Origin of the sequence: Auritidibacter ignavus (assembly GCF_029853775.1) — a bacterium.
GTDB classification, from domain to species: Bacteria; Actinomycetota; Actinomycetes; order Actinomycetales; family Micrococcaceae; genus Auritidibacter; species Auritidibacter ignavus.
Genome location: NZ_CP122564.1, coordinates 1,516,469 through 1,538,729 on the forward strand (window position 1 = coordinate 1,516,469; position 22,261 = coordinate 1,538,729).

At 58.8% G+C, this 22,261-nt stretch carries 19 protein-coding genes and 1 pseudogene; 7 read left to right on the forward strand and 13 right to left on the reverse strand.

Annotated features, from left to right (window positions below):
• Positions 1–52 precede the first annotated feature (52 nt).
• Positions 53–1,444 (reverse strand): MocR-like pyridoxine biosynthesis transcription factor PdxR, encoded by a 1,392-nt coding sequence (gene pdxR, locus QDX22_RS06930; protein ID WP_279717672.1) that lies wholly within the window; start codon positions 1,442–1,444, stop codon positions 53–55.
• Positions 1,445–1,542: 98 nt separating this feature from the next.
• On the opposite strand from pdxR, the gene pdxS reads away from it, so the two are divergent.
• From pdxS to QDX22_RS06945, 3 genes are all read left to right on the forward strand, one after another.
• Positions 1,543–2,457: a pyridoxal 5'-phosphate synthase lyase subunit PdxS gene (pdxS, locus tag QDX22_RS06935; protein WP_122548942.1), complete on the forward strand. Its 915-nt coding sequence runs from the start codon at positions 1,543–1,545 to the stop codon at positions 2,455–2,457.
• Between the two features lie 209 nt (positions 2,458–2,666).
• Positions 2,667–3,974 (forward strand): NAD(P)/FAD-dependent oxidoreductase, encoded by a 1,308-nt coding sequence (locus QDX22_RS06940; RefSeq protein ID WP_122548943.1) that lies wholly within the window; start codon positions 2,667–2,669, stop codon positions 3,972–3,974.
• A gap of 135 nt (positions 3,975–4,109) precedes the next feature.
• Positions 4,110–5,093, forward strand: a complete 984-nt coding sequence (locus tag QDX22_RS06945; RefSeq protein ID WP_122548954.1) for an AEC family transporter — start codon at positions 4,110–4,112, stop codon at positions 5,091–5,093.
• Between the two features lie 677 nt (positions 5,094–5,770).
• Here QDX22_RS06945 and QDX22_RS06950 read toward each other — a convergent pair.
• Both QDX22_RS06950 and QDX22_RS06955 read right to left on the reverse strand, forming a co-directional pair.
• Positions 5,771–6,148, reverse strand: coding sequence for a hypothetical protein (locus QDX22_RS06950; protein WP_122548944.1), 378 nt, complete (start codon positions 6,146–6,148; stop codon positions 5,771–5,773).
• A 60-nt stretch (positions 6,149–6,208) separates the two neighbouring features.
• Positions 6,209–6,808: a hypothetical protein gene (locus QDX22_RS06955; protein ID WP_122548945.1), complete on the reverse strand. Its 600-nt coding sequence runs from the start codon at positions 6,806–6,808 to the stop codon at positions 6,209–6,211.
• A 363-nt stretch (positions 6,809–7,171) separates the two neighbouring features.
• On the opposite strand from QDX22_RS06955, the pseudogene QDX22_RS06960 reads away from it, so the two are divergent.
• Positions 7,172–7,788: pseudogene (locus QDX22_RS06960) on the forward strand (recombinase family protein).
• Positions 7,789–8,175: 387 nt separating this feature from the next.
• Complete coding sequence (locus QDX22_RS06965; RefSeq protein WP_147472516.1) at positions 8,176–8,757, forward strand: hypothetical protein; 582 nt, start codon at positions 8,176–8,178, stop codon at positions 8,755–8,757.
• Between the two features lie 559 nt (positions 8,758–9,316).
• On the opposite strand, the gene QDX22_RS06970 is transcribed toward QDX22_RS06965, so the two are convergent.
• Positions 9,317–9,562 carry a hypothetical protein gene (locus QDX22_RS06970; RefSeq protein WP_122548949.1) on the reverse strand — a complete coding sequence of 82 codons (246 nt, stop codon included), beginning with the start codon at positions 9,560–9,562 and terminating at the stop codon, positions 9,317–9,319.
• A gap of 312 nt (positions 9,563–9,874) precedes the next feature.
• Positions 9,875–11,103, reverse strand: a protein-coding gene (locus QDX22_RS06975; RefSeq protein ID WP_279717673.1) for an IS3 family transposase whose coding sequence is annotated in 2 segments (ribosomal slippage) — positions 9,875–10,827 and positions 10,827–11,103 — 1,230 coding nt in all. Because the reading frame shifts where the segments join, the coding sequence is not laid out codon by codon here.
• 221 nt (positions 11,104–11,324) lie between these two features.
• Between QDX22_RS06975 and QDX22_RS06980 the strand changes: the two genes are divergently transcribed.
• The gene (locus tag QDX22_RS06980) at positions 11,325–11,510 is read left to right on the forward strand and encodes a hypothetical protein (protein WP_166769848.1); all 186 of its coding nucleotides are present in this window, start codon (positions 11,325–11,327) and stop codon (positions 11,508–11,510) included.
• A 26-nt stretch (positions 11,511–11,536) separates the two neighbouring features.
• Here the strand turns inward: QDX22_RS06980 and QDX22_RS06985 are convergent, their stop codons facing one another.
• Positions 11,537–12,007 (reverse strand): flavodoxin domain-containing protein, encoded by a 471-nt coding sequence (locus tag QDX22_RS06985; protein ID WP_122549276.1) that lies wholly within the window; start codon positions 12,005–12,007, stop codon positions 11,537–11,539.
• Between the two features lie 94 nt (positions 12,008–12,101).
• A complete protein-coding gene (locus tag QDX22_RS06990; RefSeq protein WP_279717675.1) occupies positions 12,102–14,198 on the reverse strand; it encodes an NHL domain-containing thioredoxin family protein in 2,097 nt (698 codons plus the stop codon).
• A gap of 163 nt (positions 14,199–14,361) precedes the next feature.
• Here QDX22_RS06990 and QDX22_RS06995 point away from each other — a divergent pair, with 163 nt between their 5' ends.
• Positions 14,362–15,144 carry an L-threonylcarbamoyladenylate synthase gene (locus QDX22_RS06995; RefSeq protein ID WP_122549274.1) on the forward strand — a complete coding sequence of 261 codons (783 nt, stop codon included), beginning with the start codon at positions 14,362–14,364 and terminating at the stop codon, positions 15,142–15,144.
• A gap of 154 nt (positions 15,145–15,298) precedes the next feature.
• Here QDX22_RS06995 and QDX22_RS07000 read toward each other — a convergent pair whose 3' ends face one another.
• From QDX22_RS07000 to nhaC, 6 genes are all read right to left on the reverse strand, one after another.
• Positions 15,299–16,138: a hypothetical protein gene (locus tag QDX22_RS07000; protein ID WP_279717676.1), complete on the reverse strand. Its 840-nt coding sequence runs from the start codon at positions 16,136–16,138 to the stop codon at positions 15,299–15,301.
• A gap of 53 nt (positions 16,139–16,191) precedes the next feature.
• Positions 16,192–18,354, reverse strand: a complete 2,163-nt coding sequence (locus tag QDX22_RS07005; protein ID WP_233487904.1) for a bifunctional copper resistance protein CopD/cytochrome c oxidase assembly protein — start codon at positions 18,352–18,354, stop codon at positions 16,192–16,194.
• Between the two features lie 46 nt (positions 18,355–18,400).
• Positions 18,401–19,099 carry a copper resistance CopC family protein gene (locus tag QDX22_RS07010; protein ID WP_110098067.1) on the reverse strand — a complete coding sequence of 233 codons (699 nt, stop codon included), beginning with the start codon at positions 19,097–19,099 and terminating at the stop codon, positions 18,401–18,403.
• 91 nt (positions 19,100–19,190) lie between these two features.
• Positions 19,191–19,919, reverse strand: a complete 729-nt coding sequence (locus tag QDX22_RS07015; protein WP_279695910.1) for a hypothetical protein — start codon at positions 19,917–19,919, stop codon at positions 19,191–19,193.
• A gap of 189 nt (positions 19,920–20,108) precedes the next feature.
• Positions 20,109–20,393 (reverse strand): HU family DNA-binding protein, encoded by a 285-nt coding sequence (locus QDX22_RS07020; protein ID WP_110098069.1) that lies wholly within the window; start codon positions 20,391–20,393, stop codon positions 20,109–20,111.
• Positions 20,394–20,598: 205 nt separating this feature from the next.
• Positions 20,599–22,086, reverse strand: coding sequence for a Na+/H+ antiporter NhaC (nhaC, locus tag QDX22_RS07025; protein ID WP_279717677.1), 1,488 nt, complete (start codon positions 22,084–22,086; stop codon positions 20,599–20,601).
• Positions 22,087–22,261 lie beyond the last annotated feature (175 nt).

Genomic DNA, 22,261 nt, shown 5'->3' on the forward strand with positions numbered 1-22,261 from the left:
CCCTTGCTCCGTAGCCTGACGTCTCCTCTGTGATTAGAGCGTCATGTCGCCCTCATCCCCGCAGGATCTGCCCAAAGGCGTGGCAGGCTTGGTGAAAGTTCTCATCACGACCTCCCCCGAGACCGACCAGCACCATATTGGAGGACACATCGGCGTGTAAAGGCTTGCCTCTGTGGTCGGAAATGCTCCAGTACTCTGGGTCCACCACCGCCCCTAGGTGCGCGCGACGGAATTGTTCGGACAGCTCCAGAGAGGTAAGGGGCAGACCATCGTCCAGATAAACCATGGCGTTACTGCCACCATGTCGCTCGTCCATGGTGGCGGTAACAGGTAGTTCTGCCCCGAGGATCTCACGGCGTCGCATGGCTCGGTTTCGCTGGTGCGCCAGATCGCGAGAGTACTCTCCGCTATCGAGCAAAATCCGCCAGACGGTTTGAATACCGGACCCTAGAGCAGGACCAATATCTTGGCGGGCATGCCGAAGTTCTTCGGCCAGCCCACTTCCAGCCACCACGAAGCCTCCACCTAGCGCTTGTGGAGCTGTCGAGGAAAACGATCCCAAGGTCACCACCCGTTCAGAGTCCAAGGAACTCAACAGCGGTAGGGGTTCTCCGGTGTAGCGCAACGCAGCGTCGTAGTCGTCCTCGATGACCCAGGACCCGGTGGCACGAGCCCATTCCACCAGTTCGAGACGACGTTGTAGCGGGAGAGATGCCCCGGAGGGATATTGGTGACTTGGCGTGACGATCACCGCGTCGAGGTTGTCGGGCAGCCGGGAGGTGACCAGCCCCTGCTGGTCTACCTCCAGCCCGGTCAGTTCAGCTCCGAAACGCGCCGCCAGGTGGTGTAGGGGGGCATACCCCGGGGATTCCACGCCGAGACGGGGCCGGTCTTCCAGGGCAGCCAAAACCAAAAGGAGACCTTCTCGAGCCCCACCACTGATGAACAAACGGTCAGGATCGACAACGGTGGCTCGAGACAACCGCAGATATTCCGCGAGCGCATGGCGCAATCCCGGATCTCCGTGCACGCCGACCGGTGCAGCGTGCGCTGCTTGTCGCCAGGCTTGTATCCAACTACGCCGGTGCGACAGCTCGCTGAGGGTCACGCCGGGAGTCAGCGGCAAGATGTGATGGTGCGTCGGCTGTGAAGGCTGGGTCCCGGCACCAACCTGCCGGGCCGGCATCGGTGGCAAATCCGGATGCACCACCGTGCCGGCCCCTTGCCTGCTCGCGCAGTAGCCTTCCGCAACGAGTTGTTCATAGGCGCTCACGACGCTTCCACGAGAGATGTTCAGATCCCCAGCCAGCTGTCGGGTCGAGGGCAATTTATCGGAGGCGCGAAGCACCCCGGACAGGATGAGATCACGCAGTTGCCGGGTGAGCTGAACTGGGATGGATTCAGCGGTATCGGACGCGATCTGCAGGCTCGGGAAGGCTGTCATCACCACCCAGTCTAAGCGCCTTCCCGCAAACTGGTCCGAAGAACTGGCACGAAACTGGACCTACGATTGGTCCGGTAACGGTCCTACAGTAAGGAATCATGACTGACATTAACACCACACAGCACCATGCTCAGACCTTTTCGTCCGCCACTGTCCGCCGAGGCCTGGCTGACCAGTTCATCGGTGGCGTCATCATGGACGTCGTCACCCCCGAACAGGCCACCATCGCCGCCCACGCAGGAGCCAGCTCCGTCATGGCCTTGGAACGCGTCCCGGCCGATATTCGCGCCGAAGGTGGCGTAGCCCGCATGTCGGATCCCGACTTGATTACCGGCATCATCGAAGCCGTCGACATCCCGGTGATGGCCAAGGCGCGTATCGGTCACCAGGTTGAGGCTCAGGTTCTGGAGTATTTAGGAATCGACTTCATTGACGAGTCCGAGGTCCTCAGCCCCGCTGACTACTCCCACCATATTGATAAACACCAGTTCAAGACCCCGTTCGTCTGCGGTGCCACCAACCTGGGTGAAGCCCTTCGTCGAATCGCTGAGGGAGCAGCGATGATCCGTTCGAAGGGGGAAGCCGGCACCGGTGATGTTTCCGAAGCCACCAAACACATCCGCAAGATCAGCGGAGAAATTGCCCAGGTGGCCGCCCTGCCTGAGGTAGAACTCTACGCTGCAGCCAAGGACCTGCAGGCTCCGTTGAACCTGGTCCAAGAAGTCGCCGCCACCGGCAAATTGCCGGTTCCGCTGTTGGTCGCCGGCGGGGTCTCCACTCCTGCCGATGCTGCCTTCATGATGCAGCTCGGCGCTGACGGCGTCTTCGTCGGATCCGGGATCTTCAAGTCCGGCAACCCTGAGGCTCGCGCCCAAGCGATCGTCAAGGCCGTTCAGAACTACAACGACCCTTCTGTGATTGCTGAAGTCTCTCGCGGACTGGGTGAAGCCATGGTCGGCATTAACGTCGCCGACCTGCCGGCTCCGCACCGTTTAGCCGAACGTGGCTGGTAAAAACCTCACCACCATTGCACCCTGGCACTGCTCACATCGGACCGGAGTCACTAACGGCTCTCCGGTCCGATGTGCCGTGTCAGGTCATCTCACCCGGATCATCCCTGGTGGTGGTGTGGGTGTTCTATGGTGGAAGAACTGGTACCTGGTCAGAGTGAAACAACAACGAGGTGGTTTCACTCACTGAGCACGAGAGGTTGAAGTCTTTCATGGCTGAATCAGCTACATCAACAGCCCGTTCCGTGGATGTCGCCGTTTTTGGGGCCGGTCTTATCGGCCTGTGCACCGCCTTTGAGCTCACCCGCGCGGGTCATAAGGTCACACTTTTTGATCACGAGACGTTGGGCTCCGGCGCAGCCCGTGGTAACGCCGGTGAAGTCACGCCCCTGCAGGTGTTGCCCATGCCCGAGCCGAAGCAGTTAAAGGAGATCTTCCGGGGCGTGGCATCCAATAGGCACTATTTGTCGATTGACCCCACCGCTCTGCCGTGGTTGTCTGCTTTCGGTCTGGGCTTCATGTCCAACTGCACTCCGGCAGCAGTCCGACGGAACACCCGGGACTTGGACCAGCTGGTCAACGGCATGATCGCCGCGTTCGATTCTATGGCCACAGACGGTATCGACTTAGGCGGTGGTGGCACCGGCTTCCTCAACACCCACAACTCCGTCGACGCACTGCGTGATGCCCGGGATGCCCAGGCGGCACGGGCCCGCCATTTGGGCACCCCCGAGCCGGGCCCGATCATGCTCGATGACGAACTTCACGACTACGAGCCCTTCCTGAAAACCTCGGTGCGTGCCGGATTCGTGGCCGAAACAGAACGGTTCTTGGACCCGGACATCTTTGTCGACTCGTTGATCGACTGGTTGCGCAAGTCGTCGGTCACCATCCACGAACACGCCACCTTGACCTCGATCTCGGACGGTACTGCCACCGTATCCTTCGGCGGTGATTCGGCAGGGTCTTCGTCTCAGCGGGAAGAAACCGTGGAGTTCGACCGTGCGGTGGTGGCCATCGGCGCTTGGTCTTCGCTCACCGAGATCCCCGGCTTGGACGTCATGAAGTCCGCTCATGTGACCTCCGGTGTAGGCTACTCCTTCCGGGTCGACCCCGAGATCCTGCCGAAGAACCTCGTGTCTTCCCTGGACTACAAAACCATCGGTGTTCCCATGTCTGGCCACCTGCGCGTGGTGGGCTTGATGGATTTCTCCCGCAACACCGTTGAGCTCAAGAACTCGCGGATGAAGCACCTGCACCGAGAGGCCGCCGCCTTCATGCAAGGGGTGGGCAACCTGCCCCGCACCGAAGAGTGGTCCGGGCCTCGTCCGATGACACCGACCGGCCTGCCAATCATCTCAGCTCTGCCGGATGCCCCGCGCGTCATTGTGGCTACCGGCCACAATATGCACGGGTTGTCCCTCGGCCCGGTGACCGGTGAGGTCGTGTCTCAGATCATTGCCGGCCAAGCCCCTGAGGTCGCCGGCAAGACCCTGAATATGCGCCCCTTCGCGCTCTAAACACCTCCCTCGACCCAGGCCGAACGCCCTCCCGCTCCGTAGATGTAGCAAACGCTGGTCTAAACTAAGGTCAGCGCACCACGCGCTGGAACAGTCAATAGCGACACAATGCACAAGCGGGAGGGCGATTTTTTCGTGGCCGAGGTGATCTCTGGGTTCACCGTCATTTGGGTGATTATCCTCGTCGGCTACCTGGTCGGGAAAACCAGGGTGCTCGGCCCCCAAGCCCAGCAGGTGCTGTCTCGCACCGCTTTCTTCGTCGCCAACCCCGCGTTGCTATTCAAAACCCTGTCGGAATCCGATATCTCGGTGATTCTCGGCCCCCAACTGTGGGTCGCCGCCATCTCGGCATTCACCGTCCTGGTGGTCTACCTGGTGATCTCCCGCTTCGTGATTCCCGCCGGCACCTGGTCAGAACGATTCATGGGGGGCATGTCATCCTCCATGGTCAATTCCGCCAACCTCGGCATCCCGATCTCGGCCTACGTGCTGGGCAACCCTGCCTGGTCTGCTCCGGTGATCTTGTTCCAGCTCGCCATCTACACCCCCATCTACGTGCTGGTACTGGACACACTCACTGACCGCGAACAGCGTACCGATCGGTCCTCCACAGCCCCACGCAAGGTACGCCCCACCGGATTTCTCACCGTCATGGCACGGATGCTCGTCAGCATCGTGAAAAACCCGATGATTATTGGTTCGGGCCTGGGTATCATCTCCGCTCTCACTGACATCCACTTCCCCGGCCCGATCGATGAATCCATCACGCTAATCGCCGGGGCCTCCATCCCAGCCATGCTGCTCGCCTTTGGCCTGTCCTTGGTGGGTTCCAAACCCCTCGAGAAAGATAGCCGTCGTCGCAGTGCCGTGTTGATCGGCTCTGCGCTGAAACTGGTGCTCCACCCGGCTTTGGCCTGGGTGCTGGCCCAATTCGTCTTCGGTTTGGACGCCATTCATGTCTTCACCGCTGTGGTGCTGGCCTCTTTGCCGACCGCCCAGAATGTGTTTGTCGCCGCCAGCCGGTACAACACCGGTATCGTAGTCTCCAGGGATACTGTTCTTGTCACCACCATCGCCGCCATCCCGGCCACGATCCTGATTGCGGTGCTACTGGCCTAGCTCTTGGCCTGATCGGCGCGAGACAGGTGTCATCTCTGCTGCTGTTACTTCCTGGAAAGACCATCACTCGTGAGCTCGCACGCCACCGTCCCAACCCCGGACAGTGACCAATCACTTAACTGCACTTCGTGAGATTGGAGTGCTCCCCGAATAGGGGGGTGGAAATGCCGTAAGCGGTATATGGTTCCCCCGCCCCCTTGTGGGCGGGGGAAGGTTTATTCAGAAATTGGATAAGATCTAAAACGAGTACGGGAAGGAATGCGCACCCTATTACTTTTTGATGGATTATTGCTGAGATTGTTATTGATGAGTGCAACAAGGATAGCGTCACAAACGCAATTGAGATAGCCGAGTTCGGCGTAGGGTCGATCGTGCATTTGCCAATAGCTATTGAGAACGTCGCTGGGAAGGCTGCTGTTTTAGGCTCCGGTCGGCAATAATTGTCCCATACGGGTGTGCCATCTTTTATAGCTGTAATGTTCTCACACCTCGGCCCTTTAGCATATTGAGTAATTGTTGGCAGTGGAGATGCAGGTCGCACCACAAAGTTGAGTCACCCCCGAGCACTGCAATGAGATGTTTCACCATGCAGAACTCGAGGGTGATTAAGTTAGTTATAAGAGGTCAAGGAAGTGTGGTCATCATTTAATTACTGACGTTGTATGCCATCCATCGCTTTAAGAAGAAGCACTTGCCGGGCTATCTTCAAGCGTTCGTTCCTGTGCGCTGCGACTTAGAACGTACCAGACGGCGACACCAGTAATTATTGACAGAAGTGGCGTCACATATGCGGTAAATTCTGATCCTCTCAGAAGTAGCGCTCCGACACTGACGATCGTTCCGACGATGCCAACCCATATCCCTTTATTGCTATTGCGTTTCTGAGAATCAGAAAGTCGCCTATCGTACATTCTTCCTATAACGATAGCCAAGATGATTAATGGAATACCAATGATCCAGGCATAAAAGGCTTCCATGATGCCAACAACAGCAATAATAGCAGCGACTATAAGCCCCAGGATGAGTGGTAATAGGTCTAGACGTTTATTCGTCATGTGCTATTCCCTTCCTCACCTTAGTTTCTCACTCCATGAAACCGTAGCTGACTTTGTGCTTTAGCATCCTGCATTAAAGTCAGGGACGGTGCCGATAACTGTAAAAGCAGCTACACAGGCTAAAGCCGCCCCTGGCCCAGCCAGCCCAAGAGCTCCGCAGAAAGCTGCTTCAGTGGCAGCCCACGCATAGAGTGCAGCCCAGGCAGAGGGGCATTGCGGGAAGTCTTGAGTAGATATTTCACCGCTGTTGTTTAGGTCAGGATTAATATTGACTTCCGGTGCGGGATTGCCGTGTTTGTCTGTGCCTGCAGAGATTGTAAGTTCGCCGCTTTCCAGTACCTCCACGAATGCTTGAGCAGCATCTGGATTGAACTGAGTTGCGAGAACCTGTACTTCTTGCTCAGCATCGAAGCCCTCATAAGAGTTGAGGTATGCCATTAGTAGTGGTGAGGATTCGAGAATTTCCACCGTTTGGTTGAATTCTTCCGGGTCGGCCTCACGAGCTTCGTTGATGGTCTCTTCTGCGGTAGATGTATTTGAAGCTTGGAGGCTCGCAGCGCTAGAAGATGTTGCGCTGATCATTACCAATCCGATACCCAATAAGAACGTGAGAAAAACGTTGATAGCTCTTCGGGGAACGGTCGATAGGGTGCTGTGCATTATCGCTCTATTCTCCTTGGAGTTTGGATGGGCCTGCTCCCATCACATAGCCACGCTAAACTCCTCGCCTAAGTCACGCAAGATCCGGTTTCTTGCTATCTTTTGCGGGTGTGGTCATTTTCAGAAGTCTTTTGCAAACTCGAGCGCGCATCTCTGCGGTTTTGCATTCGTCCTCTGAGTGCTTGTTAGGAAGTAGCCGAGGCAGGTTCGAGATTCCAGCAGACTGTATGTCACATCAGTTACCAAAGCCCCTGTTTGCATGACGTAGAATAGATGACGGGTTATGTGACAAGTTTCGTAAGTGGTCGCCTTGTCGCCGGATTGTCACATTAACGATCGAATATATGACAGGAGCAGACCAGGGTGTTGATCGGGTACGCGAGAGTCTCAAAACCGACGGCTCCCAAACCACAGACTTGCAACGAGATGCTTTACTTGCTGCCGGTGTTGATCCGGAGCAGCTTTACGAAGATCAAGCTTCTGGCAAGCAAGACGATCGACCACAGCTGGCAGCGTGTCTGAAAGCACTACGGTCTGGGGACACGTTGATCGTGTGGAAGCTCGACCGGCTCGGTCGGGATTTACGTCACCTGGTCAACGTCGTCCATGATCTGACCGACCGTGGCGTGGGGTTGAAGGTGCTCACTGGTCAAGGGGCGGCCATTGACACCACGACTGCTTCCGGCAAACTGGTGTTTGGCATTTTCGCTGCTCTGGCGGAGTTTGAACGTGACCTGATTTCTGAACGCACCAAGGCCGGACTCGCTTCAGCGCGAGCACGTGGCCGCAAAGGTGGGCGACCCTACAAAATGACGCCGGCCAAAGTCCGCCTGGCCGCAGCGTCCATGGGCCAACCGGGTACCAAGGTCGGTGAGCTGTGCAAAGAACTCGGGGTAACCCGCCAAACCCTCTACCGGCACGTCTCTCCGACAGGAGAGCTCCGTCCCGACGGGAGAAAAGCCCTCGGTATCGGTCTGTGAAGCCGCCTTCTGAAATCGGTGCAGTCAGCTTCTGAAAAATGACATCAGGACAGGCTGATGCTCAAGACGGGAGGGTGACCTCAGAAAACGGCAGGTTATTTTGCCAACACTAGAGAAATAGCGCTTAATGTGATGTGTGTTACACAAGGTTACTAGAGGTAATTTAAGACTTTTCAGGAAACCTCAATTAGTCGTTGACTGAGATCGCAGTGTATCGCATTATTTGAGGGAACTGAGTAGAGATTTTTGCAACGTTTTTCAAGTGTTCGCTGAAGAAATGATCTCTTACGCTGGAATGACAGGCCACTCACCAAATAGGTTGAAGGGACGAAGGCCATATTTGCCAAATCGTTTAATAACTTCCGCAGGCTTATAGGGGCACTAGGAGTGGCGACTCTAGCGCTCACTGTATTTTTGGCTCAACCTGCTACGGCCACACAAGATTCTACCCTCTCGTCTTCAGAACAAAAAACTGCTCTTGAAGAGATCAGCACAGATGACCTTCATCAGCTTATTGATATTTCGAAAGAAGCAGACCCCGCGGGGCATGAAGCACGTGCTGAATTAGTTCGTTCTTCTCACGTAAACGTAGAGATGCCGACAGGATTTTCTACGGGTGACGCTGATTTGGACGCCGAAGTTCTCGCTACTGTGTTTGATGACTACGAAGCGTTGGCCGGTATTCTTGATATGTACGACGCCGGTGCTATAAACGTTGAAACTGATGCTAGTGGAATCACGGTCTGGGAGTTTGATGAGGACGCATTCGGTGTTTCAGGTTCCGGAGAAATAGGACCTCAGAGTGAGACAATGCCTCAGTATCCATCAGCGTGGGCTGCTGCCATTGCATGGATAAGCGCCAACGTCGGAATGTGTGCGGCGCTAACTCCGGTTCCTCCAGCAGCAATCGCCTGTGCAACGGGCTTTGGTATCGGCGGTTTCATTATTGATGTCAATCAGGGATGCTGAAAATAACCTGGTAGAAGCCGATTCAAGGAGGACCTATGCGGGACATATGGAATGTTGTAGCGGCTATCGCTATGGGAGTAGTCATATGGTCACTGGGCGTTATTGACTTAATGGGGCAATGGTGGATACCCGCTGTGTTAGCTGCTGTGGTCGTCGCTGCGATGATAGCAGCTCAGATGAGCGGACCGGATGACGTCAAACCGTCTTCGCGGCGCGTTTTGACTCTAGTAGTGCTGATAGCTGTGACCTTTATGCTGGTGCCCCGATGGGACTGGCAAGGATTGCAAATGATTCCACTGGCGCTGCTGAGCATTGGCGCTGCTGGAAACACCTGGTGGGCACTTCACGTGCACCCTGAACAACCACAAGCACCCCGGACTAGCCAGTCACAACACGCATAACGTCCAATACAAGAATTCGTGGCCATCGACAAGGTTGTCGATGGCCACTGTGCATACAATTCAGGCCTTCGACGGCACGCCCTGCAGAAAATGTGGTCGCAAAATGCCGGTAAATTACCGCTCATTTACCGCACGAATACCGCAATTAGGGGACGACGTTAGTCGCGTCCGAAGCGCTGGTAGGCGGCCTGCCGGGTGGTTTCCAGTGCTGCGCCGATGACGGTCCAGGAGTCTCCCGCCTCTCTCGCTTGCTGCACTGCTGCCCGGAGGTCGGCTTCGGCTTGTGCCAGGTTGGCTCGAGCGGTGCGGATGTTGCGGAAGTGTGTTGCGTTTTGGACAGGGGTGACTGCTGGGTCAAGATCCTCAAGACCGGTGGCGTTATTGGTATGTAAATGGGTGCTCATGGTTCTCACCTCAGATAGTCATAAAATTTGGGACGTAAGGCGTCAGCGTGAATGATTCGCAGCGGTGTTTGGGCAGGGACTGCCACGACTTCCATGAGGTTTCCTGCCTGATCTGGACCGATCAGTCAGAGGCCGTTCATCCCCGTGGTGCTCGTATTCCACGAGGCGTAGCGCGTTGTCGTAGGCATGGAGCACATCGGCTGTGCTGTAGCCGTGCTTCAGCGCACTCCGCAAAACCTCCATACTGTAAAGATAACATTTACAGTGAGTGAAAACCAGTCAACTGAAGCGCCCTGGGTTTTGTTCCGCTTGTTATACGGGGCTTAGGGCTTGTGCCTGGGTCATATGGTAGCTGGTTTCGGCTTCGGTCGGGGTCTGGTAGTTCAAGGCTTCATGCAATCGGGTGGTATTCCACCAGTGGACCCAGTTCATCGTTTCGAATTCCACCTCAGTAGCTGACGGCCAAGCGGGCCGAGCATAAATCAATTCGGTCTTATACAAGCCATTAACCGTCTTACCCAATGCATTATCGTAAGCATCTCCAGCGGTCCCAACCGATGCCGTCAGACCAGCCTTGGCAAGATGTTCGGTATAGCGAATGCTGACATATTGCGAGCCACGGTCGCTGTGATGGACTAACCCATCCAGGGCTTGGTCCTTAGCACTGAGCAGCGCGTGCTCTAACGCTTCCAACGGTAGCGCATCAGTACGCATCGTCGTGCGGGTCGACCAGCCCACGATCTTACGACTGAAGGCATCCGTGACAAACGCGGTGTAGCAAAACCCGCTGGTGGTGCGCACATAGGTTATATCCGCGACCCACAGCCGGTTGGGTGCTGTGACGCCAAAGTCCCGGTTGACCAAATCTGGCCGCTGATCCGAGACCTTCGCAGCGATGGTGGTGTGGGGTTTTCGTCCTCGCACCACACCGCTAAGTCCCGCCAGGCACATCAGCCGAGCCACTTGGTCACGGCCCACATCCCAGCCAGCACGTCTCATGGCATGCCACATTTTGCCCACCCCATAAACCCCATAATTAGCCTGGTGCAACTCTTTGACCACTGGGATCAGGGCTGCATCCCGACGCGAACGATCACTGGCAGGACGGGCTTTCGCCGCCCGATAGCCACCTGAGGTGATGAACCCACGGTCTGTCGCACCCAAAACACGACAGATGGACTCGACCCCGAAACGATCCCTGAACATCTCAATGTAAGCAATCATCTCGTCGTGGGGCGGTCGAGTTCCGCTGCGAAAAAAGCCCACGCCGTCTTGAGGATCTCATTAGCCCAGCACAGCTCCGCGTTCTCCCGCTTCAGCTTCCGGATTTGCGCTTGGGCATCCGTGGACACCCCTGACTTCTGACCGGTATCCACTTCAGCTTGTTCCACCCAACGACGCAACGTCTCTGTCGCGATACTGAGCTTGGGCGCGGTTTCACGAATCACCACATACCGGCTCGGCGCGTCTTCATCTTCGAGCCGATCAAACACCATGCGCGTGGCACGATCTTTAAACGACTGCGGGTATTTGGTTGGCATAGTTCTATCCTCTCATTTTAGGACGGAACAAAACCCAGGACGGTTCACTGGAACTCACCGAACAGGTCACCGAGAAAGTTCAAGAAGAAGTCTCTCAGGAACTTACCCACTGCACCGACCAACAGGTGCTCCAACCGAGCGGGTGCCCGTTCGGTTACAGCACGGCCAACCGGGTAGACCCGGACAGTATTGAGTGGTCTCTGCTCGATAGTCCCGAAGTCATGTACACCGACGAACCGGGCTCACCCGGCATCGATCGCATTGAAGCCATCGCCCAGCTGGAAGTGGATGAAATCGATGTGGGCACCGGCGAGCAGTCTCGGACCGAGTACCAGCAGCCGTTCACGCTCGAGGCTGACCTCCGACTCACCCCCGAGCACATCGAGGTGACCCTGCACTGGCAATAACCTGGCTGACAGGTCACCCTGTCGGTTTAGTTGGCTCCGCGGTTGCCGATGGTCTGGGCCCAGCGTTTGATGGCATCCCAGTCACGAAAGTCCCCGTATTCGGATTCGTCCACGTGACGCTTTTCGGCCCCAGACAGCACCGAGGGGTCAATTTTGCCACGGAAGTAGCCGAGTTCGCGGGGCCGGTAGCTGGTGAGCACATCGGAGACGTCCTGGGGCAACTGCTCAGCGATGCCGACCGCGGCCACGAACAGCGACTTACGGGCCAGCTCGGCCTGATTGGCCAGGATCACACGGCTGGCAGCCTCGGAGAACTTACCCTGGTAAATCGGGGCCAACACCACCAGCGCGTCGATGTTGTCAATGTTGTTGCCGACCTCGTCCAGCTCTGCGAAGACCGCGGCCGAGCCGTTGGTGGTACGCAACACTTCCACAATGTAGTCCGCTATCTCGCGAGTGGAGTGATGCCTGGAATCGCAGGTGACGATGGTGGCCATAGTGGGATACCTCCGGAGGGGATCAGGACTGTCGGTGACAGTCTAGTGAAATACGGGCAATTCGTGCAGGTTTGGTCAGCGCTGAGCAGGCAGGTCAGTGAATCCCGCGCAGGTCCAAATCCAGGCGACGGTGCACCGGTGTTGCGTCATTCTGCCCGGCTTTCTCAGTGCTCGCGACCTCAACGGGGATTCCCCAGTCCTGCTGGTAGAGATGACAGGCGGCCGCATCGGGGATCGGTTCGCCGGGCTGGCCATCACAGGCCGCAGCTCGGGCGGTAATGTGTAGCACCCCGGAGGTGATGTCCGGGTTGATCTGCACTTGTCGCTGTAGCCCGGTCTGGGAGCCGGTGCCCTCCACGAGCAACTCCTCCGGAGAGGAGGAGATCGTCAGCTGGGTGGGATCCCCCCACCGGTCATCGAGTTTCTGCCCGGCCGGGGCGGTGAAGCCCACGGTCAGCTCCAGCTCGCCGGCGGCAATCCGGGTGGTGGGTCGCTGGGTCGTCATCGCCCCCTCATCGACGCTGAGGTATTGTTCGGGCACTGCGATCCGGACCAGCTGGTGGGTGTTGGTCTCGACCACCACAATCGACACCGCCTGCCCCTGAGCGTTATATTCCACGAGCACATCGGAGGGCTCGTGGAGATTGCGAGCCACCGTGGCGACCGTGGCCTCGGCGGTGGTTCCATCCGGGTTGGTGTGCTCCGGGGCGTAACGACGCACCGCGTGGTTGTAGGTATCGGCGATCAACACCGAGCCATCCGGTAGTCCGGCCACACCCAATGGGTGCTGTAGTCGAGCCTGACCAGGCGCACCGTCCCGGTACCCGAAGTCAAACAGGCCAAGACCGATGGGGCTAGACACGCTGATCTGGTCAGGGTCGCTGACGTGGAGTTCACGCAACGCCGAGGACTCTGAGTCGGCCACCCACACGGTGCCGGCTCGGCCGGTAGCCAGCCCGGAGGACTGGGCAAACCAAGCGGTACCGGCCGGACCATCGGTCAGACCCTCCAAACCGGTTCCGGCAAACAACCCCAGCACCGCCGTATCGGGGTCGAAGGAGAAGATCTGGTGGGTTCCCGCCATGGCGATCAGCACGGTGTTGAGCTCGTCCACCCACAGCACATCCCACGGCGAGGACAGTGAGGTCTCCGTAGCGTCGGTACTCAGCGCGCCCAGCTGGACGTGGTCGCTGGGCTGTTTGGCGCGTTCGGAGTCGATCAGACGCTGGATGCCGTTACCGGCCAGAGTGCCGACCTCGCCGGTGGTCAGATTCAGACTCCGCAATCGGTGGTTGACGGTATCAGCGACCACCACGTCATACCCCACCCGGGCGGCAAGTTCTGCTGGCAACAACGTGGTGCCACCGGGTTCACTGAACAGAGCGGTGGCCGCATCACCATCGGCGTCCCCGCGCTGGCCCATCAGGTCTCGGTCAGTGGCGTTCAATGGCAGGGGGTCACCGCTCCCGTTTCCACCGTAGACGGCCAGCACGGTGGTCAAATCCCCGGCGAGTTCGACCAGGCGGTGGTGTCCGGAGTCGGAGACCAGAAAAGAGCCCGGTTGGGACCCACGGGTCCCCAGCGCGGTCGCCTTGCCCGGGAACCGGAGCTGACGTGCGGCGGGGGCTGGTGCAACGAATGGACCGTCACCGCGGTGCAGGGTGCCTTTGGCGTCATGGATATCGACGAGTTCTTCCACCAGTGAAAAGAGTCCGTTCACTTGGCCTTCACCGGATAAGTGGCCGACAATATAGCCTTCGGGATCTACCACCACCAGGGTCGGCCAGGCGCGGGCCGAATAGGCTTGCCAGGTGTGTAGCGCCGGGTCGTTGACCACCGGATGGTTAATCTCGTAGCGCTCAATAGCCGCTGCCACCGCGGAGGTCTCCCCTTCGTAATCGAATTTCGGGGAGTGCACCCCGACGGTGACCAGCACGTCGGAGAATTTCTCTTCCAGGGGTCGGAGCTCGTCTAAGACGTGCAAGCAGTTGATACAACAGAAACTCCAGAAATCCAGCAACACAATCTTGCCACGCAGGCTGGCCACATCCAACGGTTCCCCACCGGTATTGAACCACGTTTCACCCATCAGCTCGGAGGCGCGAATGCGCGGGGCCGGAGCTGGTGTAGAACCTGATGCAGAAGCTGAGGTCTCGGGGTGGTCTGGTGTCTGTGAGAAAGAATCTGCCATAGATCTATTCTCCCTGATGACGGAGACGTTCAGCTCGGAGCATTTCACGCTTCGTTATCTCACATAGTGATCACCGGGTGGCGTGTTACTCAAGGCGGTGGCGGGGCCTGGCTACACTTGGGTCGTGACCCAGATAACCTCCGAGTCGAAGGAGTACCCATCCATGTCCGAGAAAGCACCGATGGTCCATTGGGACGGTGAGCTCAACAGTGAGGGCCTGGCGCTGATGCGGGCCGGCGGGAAGGCCATCGTCTCCCCCACCAAAGTTGGTTATATTGTGATGACCTCGGATCTTGGAGGGCTCGAGCGCAAATTCGACCTCAAACAGCGCAAGCGCAATAAGCCGGCCGTGGTGCTGTGCGGTTCGGTCGACCAGATCACGGAATTGGCCGAGCTCAACGACGAGGTGGAGGCCTTCTACCGCACGCACGAAGAACAAGATGTCCTGATGGGCTGCATTCTGCCCTGGAAGCACGAGGCCAAGCGTTATATTCCCGCCGGTGCTGAAGAGCTGGTCATGGACGGTCGTGGCACCTCGTGTTTTGTGATGGCCTTTGGCAAGCCCGGTGAGCAGATTGCCCGGGCCCGGTGGGAAGAAGACGGCGAGCTAGTCTTCGCGTCCTCGGCGAATCCTTCCGGCCAGGGTAACCGTGGCTTGGTGTCGGGGATCGGCGAACGCATCGAACAGGGTGTGGATCTGATCATTGAGGCCGATGATTACGTGGCCTCCATCCAGCCCGATGCCACCGTGGAGACCCGGTGGGAGCAGGGCGTGATGGTGTCCTTCGTCGATGATCAGGGAACCCTGGTGCCCGAGCAGAAGGGCGAGCGCGATGTCACTCCGGCTCCGATGCTCATTCGCAAAGGTGTCTACCTGGACCAGATTTTGCGTAACCTGTCGGATCATTTCCTGTCTTGGGACTTCCGCCAGGGCCATTACTACTAAAGCCGAGACTGGCATACTGAGTAGAAGCTGAGCTTCACGTCATAATTCGCTCACATTCTGCTCGGTCGCTAAGCTATCGGTGACTCATCATTCACAGCACGACGTTGGGCCGTCCGGATATTCCGGGCGGCCTGATGTATGTCTGGAAGGATTTCTAGGAGTTGACCTCACCGTCGATCCCCGACAGGGTCGCCTCCAGGATCTCATCGGCCATGGTGTGGAACTCCTCGGAGGACACCTCGCTGTCACCGGCGAAAGAGACCATCACCGCGTACCCATCGTGTTCGGCGGTCAGCACCAGGGCAGTGACTGCTTCACCGTGTTGTTGGGTTGCTGATCCCCGGGGAACGCGGGACCACAGCAGCCCGCTGCCCTGGTCTGGCTCCACGGCTTCAGAGCGCATCGTATAGGTCAGGGTGGTCTCCCCGGAGGGGATGTCCAAGTCAACCTCGGAGCAGTCCCCGGTGAGCTCCTCGACGGTGGCCTGGTAGGCGTCCAGTTGCTCCTGGGCCTGCGCGCCACCGCCCCGCTCGGCGTCTAGACCGGCGATTTCGATGGTCCCGGCCCCGTTGAAGGTCTCGGTCCCAAAATCCAGGCGGGTGATCTGTTCGGAGTCCGCCAGCAGTGGCGACCAGTCCATCTTCGCGACGGCTTGTTGACACGAGCTGGGACTGACTTGGGTGGCTTCGGCTTGATCTTGTCTCTCGTTGGCTTCGTCGCGGGCGGTGGAGATTTCGTCGTCGGTGGCCACGATTTGACGGTCGAAGCCGAAGGAGGCCGCACGTTGGGCCCCGGCACCGACCCCGTGCTGATCCGGGCGGGCCTGTGGATCCAGTAGCGCTTCCACACCCCTGTGAGCGTCGGTGGCTACTTCGGTTCCCGACGGGTCGGGGTCAGCTGGTTCTGAAGAGCACCCGGTAACGACCATCAGCCCGGCCAGACTAACACCCAGTAGCGTGGGAGCATTGGCATGAGCAATTGGTGTGGTGGCCATCTGGTGATCCCCTTCTCGTGGTCTGGTGAATGGTTTATCGGGCGTACGTGCCGCTATTGGTATCGTGACGAGCTGTCTGCGTAGTACTCATCCTCGGTCGCCATCTGCGCATACATCCGGTTCCAGGCCTGCAATTCAGCATCGCCGTCTCGGTCGGCACGACGATCCCGGCGGGCAGCCACAGCCAGATCATACCGACGCCACTGGACCACGGTAATAATAGCCATAATCACTGTGGGGAATTCACCGATGCCCCACATGATCGCGCCACCGATCTGTTGGTCTGCGATGGCCGAAGGACCCCAGTCGCGTCCAATCGCAGAAAACCATTCGGCTTCCAACAAGGATTCCGATCCGGTCATCGCCACCCCGATGAAGGCGTGGAAGACCATGGTGGCCAACAGCAACACCAGTCGTAGCGGGTAGTTGGGGCGGTGTGGCAACGGATCAATCCCGACCATCACCGAGGCAAAAATGAACCCGGTGATCAAGAAGTGGAAGTTCATCAGTTCGTGGCCGATGTGCTGGTCCAACGCGAATCCGAAGAATGGCGTGTAGTAGAAGATCAGGATGGAACCGGCAAAGTTGATAGCAGCAAAGATCGGGTGGGTCACCAGCTTCGCCCACCAGGATTGCAACAGCCACAACATCCATTCTCGGGGCCCGCGGGTGCCATCAGCTCGAGCCGGTAGTGAGCGCATGGCTAGGGTGATGGGCGCACCCAACACCATGAAGAGTGGGGCGATCATGGTCAGGGTCATGTGGGCGACCATGTGGGCGGAGAACAAAATCATCCCGTACACTGCCGGGGCCCCGGAAGTGACCCACATCAGCACCACGAGTCCGGCCATGAAGGACACTAGCCGTAACACCGGCCAGTTATCGCCACGACGACGTAGCCGCAGGAAGGCCCTCAGGTACCACAGGGCCAAGAACACGATGATGGCCACCCACAACCAGTTCAGCCGCCATTCGGTGAACCAGCGGTCAAAGGTCAGCTCGGGCGGAAGCTCATAACCGGTCAGCAACCGCGCCGGGGAGGCTTCTGGGGGTTCTTCTTCGGGCTTGGGAGGCTCGGTCCGGGCCAGGATCACTGCCACGGTGGTTATCACGACCATCAGCACCACTTCGACCCCGATCAGTCGCCACAACAGTCGCTTGGCCCCGGGGCCGGGTTCAGCTGAACCGGTTTTCAACTGCGGAATCACGACCTGACGGTGGGCGAACCCAACCAGGGCGAGAAGCACCGTGATGAGGAACTTGGCCACGATCAGCACCCCGTAGGGTAGTGCCAACTCGTTGATGCTGTTCATCCGAATGTCGGCGTTGATCACCCCGGACAGGGCCACGGTCATGATCGACAGGGCGGCCAGCACGGAGAAGCGGGCCAGCACCACGTAGACCAGGGGCTGGTCGGCGACCCCGGAACCGGCGGTCTCGCGGGCGCGGTCCTGGCCGATCAGAGTGGTGGCGCTCAGACCGAGGACAAGTAGCCCTCCCACCCACAGCAACACGCCAAGCAAGTGTAGTCCGATCGAGTTCACGGCAGCGAAGTGGTCATCTCCGGAGGAAGAGTGCCCGATCAGCGCCATAGGGACGATACCGATCAGGGCCAGCACGGCGGTGAAGGCCATCGAGGTGGCACCTCGAAGTCCAAAAATCAGCGAGGTCACCACCGCTGCGATGAGGGTCATGGCGAACCAGGCCCGGCCCACCGCGATCGAGAGCACGAAGTCCACCAGGCCGATGGAGAACTCTGGTGAGGCGTTGAGCGGCATCCCGGCCATGTCGGAGTAGGTGAATACCAACTGGCTCAGCGCGCTCAAGGTCCAGATCACCGAAGAGATGGAGGCGATGAGCATCACGCGGGTATAGGTCGGATGCTCGTTGAGGTTTACTGTCTCTCCCCGGTGCACGGCCCGGCGGATTTGGTAGCTGGGGCCAGCCCAGCGTGGCAGGATGGCGCAGGCGAACACGAGCGCACCAACGGTGGTTGCCCAGGCCAGCGAGTGTATGACTTTGGTGATCGGCAGCCCCCAGCGGGTTAGGCCACCGGGGTCAGAGAGTTGTTGGACTCCGGTGACCCCAGCGGCGAGACCAGCTACCACCACGGTGAGTCCCCCGAGCACGATCGCAACCGGCCATACCCAAGCGGGCATACCGACGCTCGACTGCCGCACCGGGGCGGTGCTCGGAGTTTTCTCGATGGTCTTCACGGTAACCGGTCACTTTCTGCCCACTGGGGGCTGGATCAGCAAGGTGTTAGCGCTTGGTATCGGCCTCGGGCGAGTTGCCACGGCCGGCACGCATAATCAATGCCACGACAATGACAACCACCAAGACCACAGCCGCAACGATCGCCCAGAACACCCAGGAGGTAAAGATGGAGGCTTCCTCGGTGTTCTCGCCGGTTTGGGTGGCCGTGTTGGCTTCTGCCGTTTGGGTGCCTTCCTCGCTGACTTCGCTGGAGGCTTCCTCGGTGGGTTCCTCAGCCGCCCCATCGCAGTCTTTCGCGGGGTCGCCGGACTCCGGGGCGTTGGGATCAGCATTGGTGAAGCTCATGGTGTCTTCGCCGGTGTGCCCATCGGAGTAGATCACCCGGTAGCTGATCTCGTAGTCGCCGGCAGGTAGCCCGGGGCAGACATCGACGGCGATGTCATAGCCTTCGACCGAGACCTCACCGGTCTGCCATTCCTGACCGTCTGCATCCGAGACGGTGATCAGGTTAGCGAGGTTGGCCCCCTCAGTGGGCTGGCCAGAGAAGGTCAGGCGCACCTCATCGGGGGTGGTGCTGGTTTCTTCACCATCGGCCGGAGTGGTCTCGGTGAGGACGTCGTGGGCTTGGGCAGGCGCCGACAGGCTCAGTGCCATACCGAAGCTGAGAATGACGGCCATGAATAGGCCGGTGATCATGGTGGTCATGCGCACGCTATGGCGTGCAAGGGCAAGTGCGGTGTTCACGATACATCATCCTTGTCTGTACACGTTGTGACAACGTTGAAAATTAGTGATTCTGGCCACGCCAAAGAGCCGGCTCGGCCGGTGAGGTGGTTTAGAGACAAGGTTGAGTCGGTGGTCCGCGAGTGTGCCAGGAGAATAAGGCCTCGCAGGGATGGATCCACCAGCGCGGCGCGCTACGAGGTATCCGGGGCTGTAGCTGTGGCACCACGCCCAGCCCGGTATAGGAGAAGATTCGGCGGGGTACGACGACCACCGTGCGGTCGATCATGATCAGACAGATCCGCTGTCCGTGGACGATGAGCGCGGTGGTGAATAGCGCCGCCATCAGGTGGGCCATCAACATCGCGGAGCCCGCCGACGGCACGGCACCGGTCTCGGCGGAGTTGACGATAATACCGGTGACGTGGTGGTCAGGGTGTCCCGGGGCGACCACGCCAGTCACGGTGGTGCCCGCAGCTGCGGTGATCAGGGTGGAGGCGCCGTGAAAAATGATCTGGCCGAAGGTCAGGATCACCGCGGTCGCCCACCCGGAGATGCGCCGACCGGCCAGCAAGGTCGCAATTGGGGCGCAGAGTACGACGGTCAACAGCCAGACCGGTGAGATCAGCAACTGCATCAGGTCGGCGAGGATCCCGTAGCCGGTGGGCCCGTGCGCCAGTCCGTGCGCCATCACGTGGGCCACGGTGGCCACGCTGGCCGAGCCGGCTGCCACCAGCCAGCCACGTGCCAGCCGTGCCGGGCCGTGGTGTCGGGGTGCAGGCACACCACGAGAGCGGAACGGAGTTTCTCCGGTTCCGATCAGAGTGGTCGTGGCTGACACAGTGGGCCCTTACATGCTCGAAGTGTGGTGCGGTCTCTGCCTATTCTGCCACTCCTTGACCCAGAGGGCTGACATCGTGAACTCTAGGCCACCGCACACGATAATGCCCCCGCAGTCCACCACGGATTTGTGACGGCCTGCGGAGGCACCGCGACAGAGCCAGGCCCTGTCGCAACATGCTGAGGAGGATTACTCTCCGGAAGCAGCAGCCTTCAGCTTGGACCCAGCGGACAGCTTCACACCGTGGCCTGCCGGAATCTCGATGGCTTCGCCGGTGCGGGGGTTGCGTCCGGTGCGAGCAGCGCGGTCGGTGCGCTCAACAGAGAACCAGCCAGGGATGGTGATCTTTTCACCCTTGGAAACCTGCGAGGCGAAAACCTCGAAAACGGCGTCCAACACGCCGTTGACGGCGCTGGCAGAGTTTCCGGAACGCTCTGCAACAGCTGCAACGAGTTCACTACGATTCATAGCCATGTGTCCTCCTGGACGTTTGGTTGTTAGGTAAATCCGCCCAGCACCTGACTGGGCTCCCTGACGTGAAACTACCATCATTTCGGCTCCAACACGCAGTTTTCGTCGCGATTACTCGAGTTTCACGCCGAATTTTGCGCGATCTCTCAGCATGTGGACATTTTCTCCACGTGCGAAGTGTCTGCAACCGGTCTTGTACCTCCTTCGGCTATTTGGCCGGCTTGTGGGAAGCCGAACCCGGGGTGTCAGGGCTGAGATCTTGGTACTGGCTCACATCAATATCGGAGCTAGGGATGACCTCAGTGGGGTTATCGCGCGGGTCGATGCGTTTGATGCTGAATCCGGTGTAGGCATAGATCAAGTTGATCACCGGCACGAGCATCGCAAAGAACACGAAGGGAATGAATTCCAGCGGCGAGAGGCCGAAAACGTCGGCTGCAAAGACCGCGGGAACGGACCAGGGCACGAGGTTGATACCGACCGTTCCAGCAGCCTCGGCCACCCGGGTGAGATTGACCGGGGCCAACCCCATCTTCTGGTATGGGCCCAAGAAGGCGCGTGCGGGTAACAGGACGGAAACGTATTGTTCACCGGAGGAGATCGCCACGGTGAATCCGGCACCCATCGAGGTAGCGACCATGGAACCGGGGCGCTTGACTCGGCGCACCACTGTTCCCACCAGCGATTTGAAGGCTCCGGTTTTTTCCAAGATTCCGCCCAAGGCGGTAGCGACCACGACCAGGGCAATGGTGCTCAGCATCTGGGCGACACCACCCCGAGAGAGCAGAGAATCAATAAATTCCACACCAGTTTCGCTGGCGATACCAGCACTCATCGACTGCATGACCTCGGTCAGGGAGCTACCCTGCACGATTAACGCCGTGGCCGCCCCCAAAAGGGCCACCATCAGCAGGGTCAGGAGCGCCGGAACCCGAATCAGCATCAGCCCAATGGCGATCACGGGCACAATCAACAGCAAGGGGTGAATCACGAACTCGGCGTCTAAAGCCGTGAGAAGTTCTGTCACCTCGCCATCACCCACGCTCCCCTCGGCGCCCATCGGCCAGCCGATGAACGCGTAGATGGCCAGCGCAATCACCAGAGCGGGTATGGTATCCCACAGCATATGGCGGATGTGGTCGAAGAGTTTGACCCCGCCCATCGCGGCCGCCAAGTTAGTGGTGTCAGACAGCGGGGAGAGCTTATCGCCGAAGAAGGCCCCGGAGATCACGGCACCGGCCACCAGGGCTGGGTTAAAGCCCATTCCCTGCCCAATCGCGATAAAGGCGATGCCGACGGTAGCGATGGTGGTCAGCGAAGTCCCCAACACCAACGACACGATGGCCGGTACCAGGCATGCCAGCGGAAGGAAAACCACCGGCCAGATGGCCGTCAGACCGTAATAGATGATGGTCGGAATCAGACCACCTTCGATCCACGTGCCGATAATCATACCGATGAGAAACAAGATGAACACGGCCGGCAGTGCTCGACTGACACCGCGGACCATCGACTGCTCCAGCTCTCGCCAGGTATATCCCAGCGCTTTACCGATCACGACAGTGACGATCACGGCTGACATCAACGGGATCACCATGTCGATATCCCACACAGAAATCGACAGCAGGGCCATCACCACCAAAACCGCGATCGGCAGCAGGGCTACTGGCACCGTAGGAAGCTTATGTTCTGTCATCGGTCTCCTTAGACGGGTGGCCGGGGTGACGGCCAGAAATGTCAGGGCGCCAGTTCCTTGGGTCAGGAAACCCACGCTTTGTGTCTTGGCTCACATTAGCGCAGAGATCTACACAGCACAATCATCCCCGTTATCGTTCTCTATCGAGATAGACAACTCGACAAAAGACAATGAC

Excerpts from the sequence above, each read along its gene's own strand:
- QDX22_RS06990 (WP_279717675.1), bottom strand. The coding sequence starts at position 14,198 with ATGGCAGATTCTTTCTCACAGACACCAGACCACCCCGAGACCTCAGCT.
- QDX22_RS06980 (WP_166769848.1), top strand. The coding sequence starts at position 11,325 with ATGTACACCGACGAACCGGGCTCACCCGGCATCGATCGCATTGAAGCC.
- nhaC (WP_279717677.1), bottom strand. The coding sequence starts at position 22,086 with ATGACAGAACATAAGCTTCCTACGGTGCCAGTAGCCCTGCTGCCGATC.
- QDX22_RS06985 (WP_122549276.1), bottom strand. The coding sequence starts at position 12,007 with ATGGCCACCATCGTCACCTGCGATTCCAGGCATCACTCCACTCGCGAG.
- QDX22_RS06955 (WP_122548945.1), bottom strand. The coding sequence starts at position 6,808 with ATGCACAGCACCCTATCGACCGTTCCCCGAAGAGCTATCAACGTTTTT.
- QDX22_RS06970 (WP_122548949.1), bottom strand. The coding sequence starts at position 9,562 with ATGAGCACCCATTTACATACCAATAACGCCACCGGTCTTGAGGATCTT.
- QDX22_RS06940 (WP_122548943.1), top strand. The coding sequence starts at position 2,667 with ATGGCTGAATCAGCTACATCAACAGCCCGTTCCGTGGATGTCGCCGTT.
- QDX22_RS07020 (WP_110098069.1), bottom strand. The coding sequence starts at position 20,393 with ATGGCTATGAATCGTAGTGAACTCGTTGCAGCTGTTGCAGAGCGTTCC.
- QDX22_RS07000 (WP_279717676.1), bottom strand. The coding sequence starts at position 16,138 with ATGGCCACCACACCAATTGCTCATGCCAATGCTCCCACGCTACTGGGT.
- pdxR (WP_279717672.1), bottom strand. The coding sequence starts at position 1,444 with ATGACAGCCTTCCCGAGCCTGCAGATCGCGTCCGATACCGCTGAATCC.
- QDX22_RS06995 (WP_122549274.1), top strand. The coding sequence starts at position 14,362 with ATGTCCGAGAAAGCACCGATGGTCCATTGGGACGGTGAGCTCAACAGT.
- QDX22_RS06950 (WP_122548944.1), bottom strand. The coding sequence starts at position 6,148 with ATGACGAATAAACGTCTAGACCTATTACCACTCATCCTGGGGCTTATA.
- pdxS (WP_122548942.1), top strand. The coding sequence starts at position 1,543 with ATGACTGACATTAACACCACACAGCACCATGCTCAGACCTTTTCGTCC.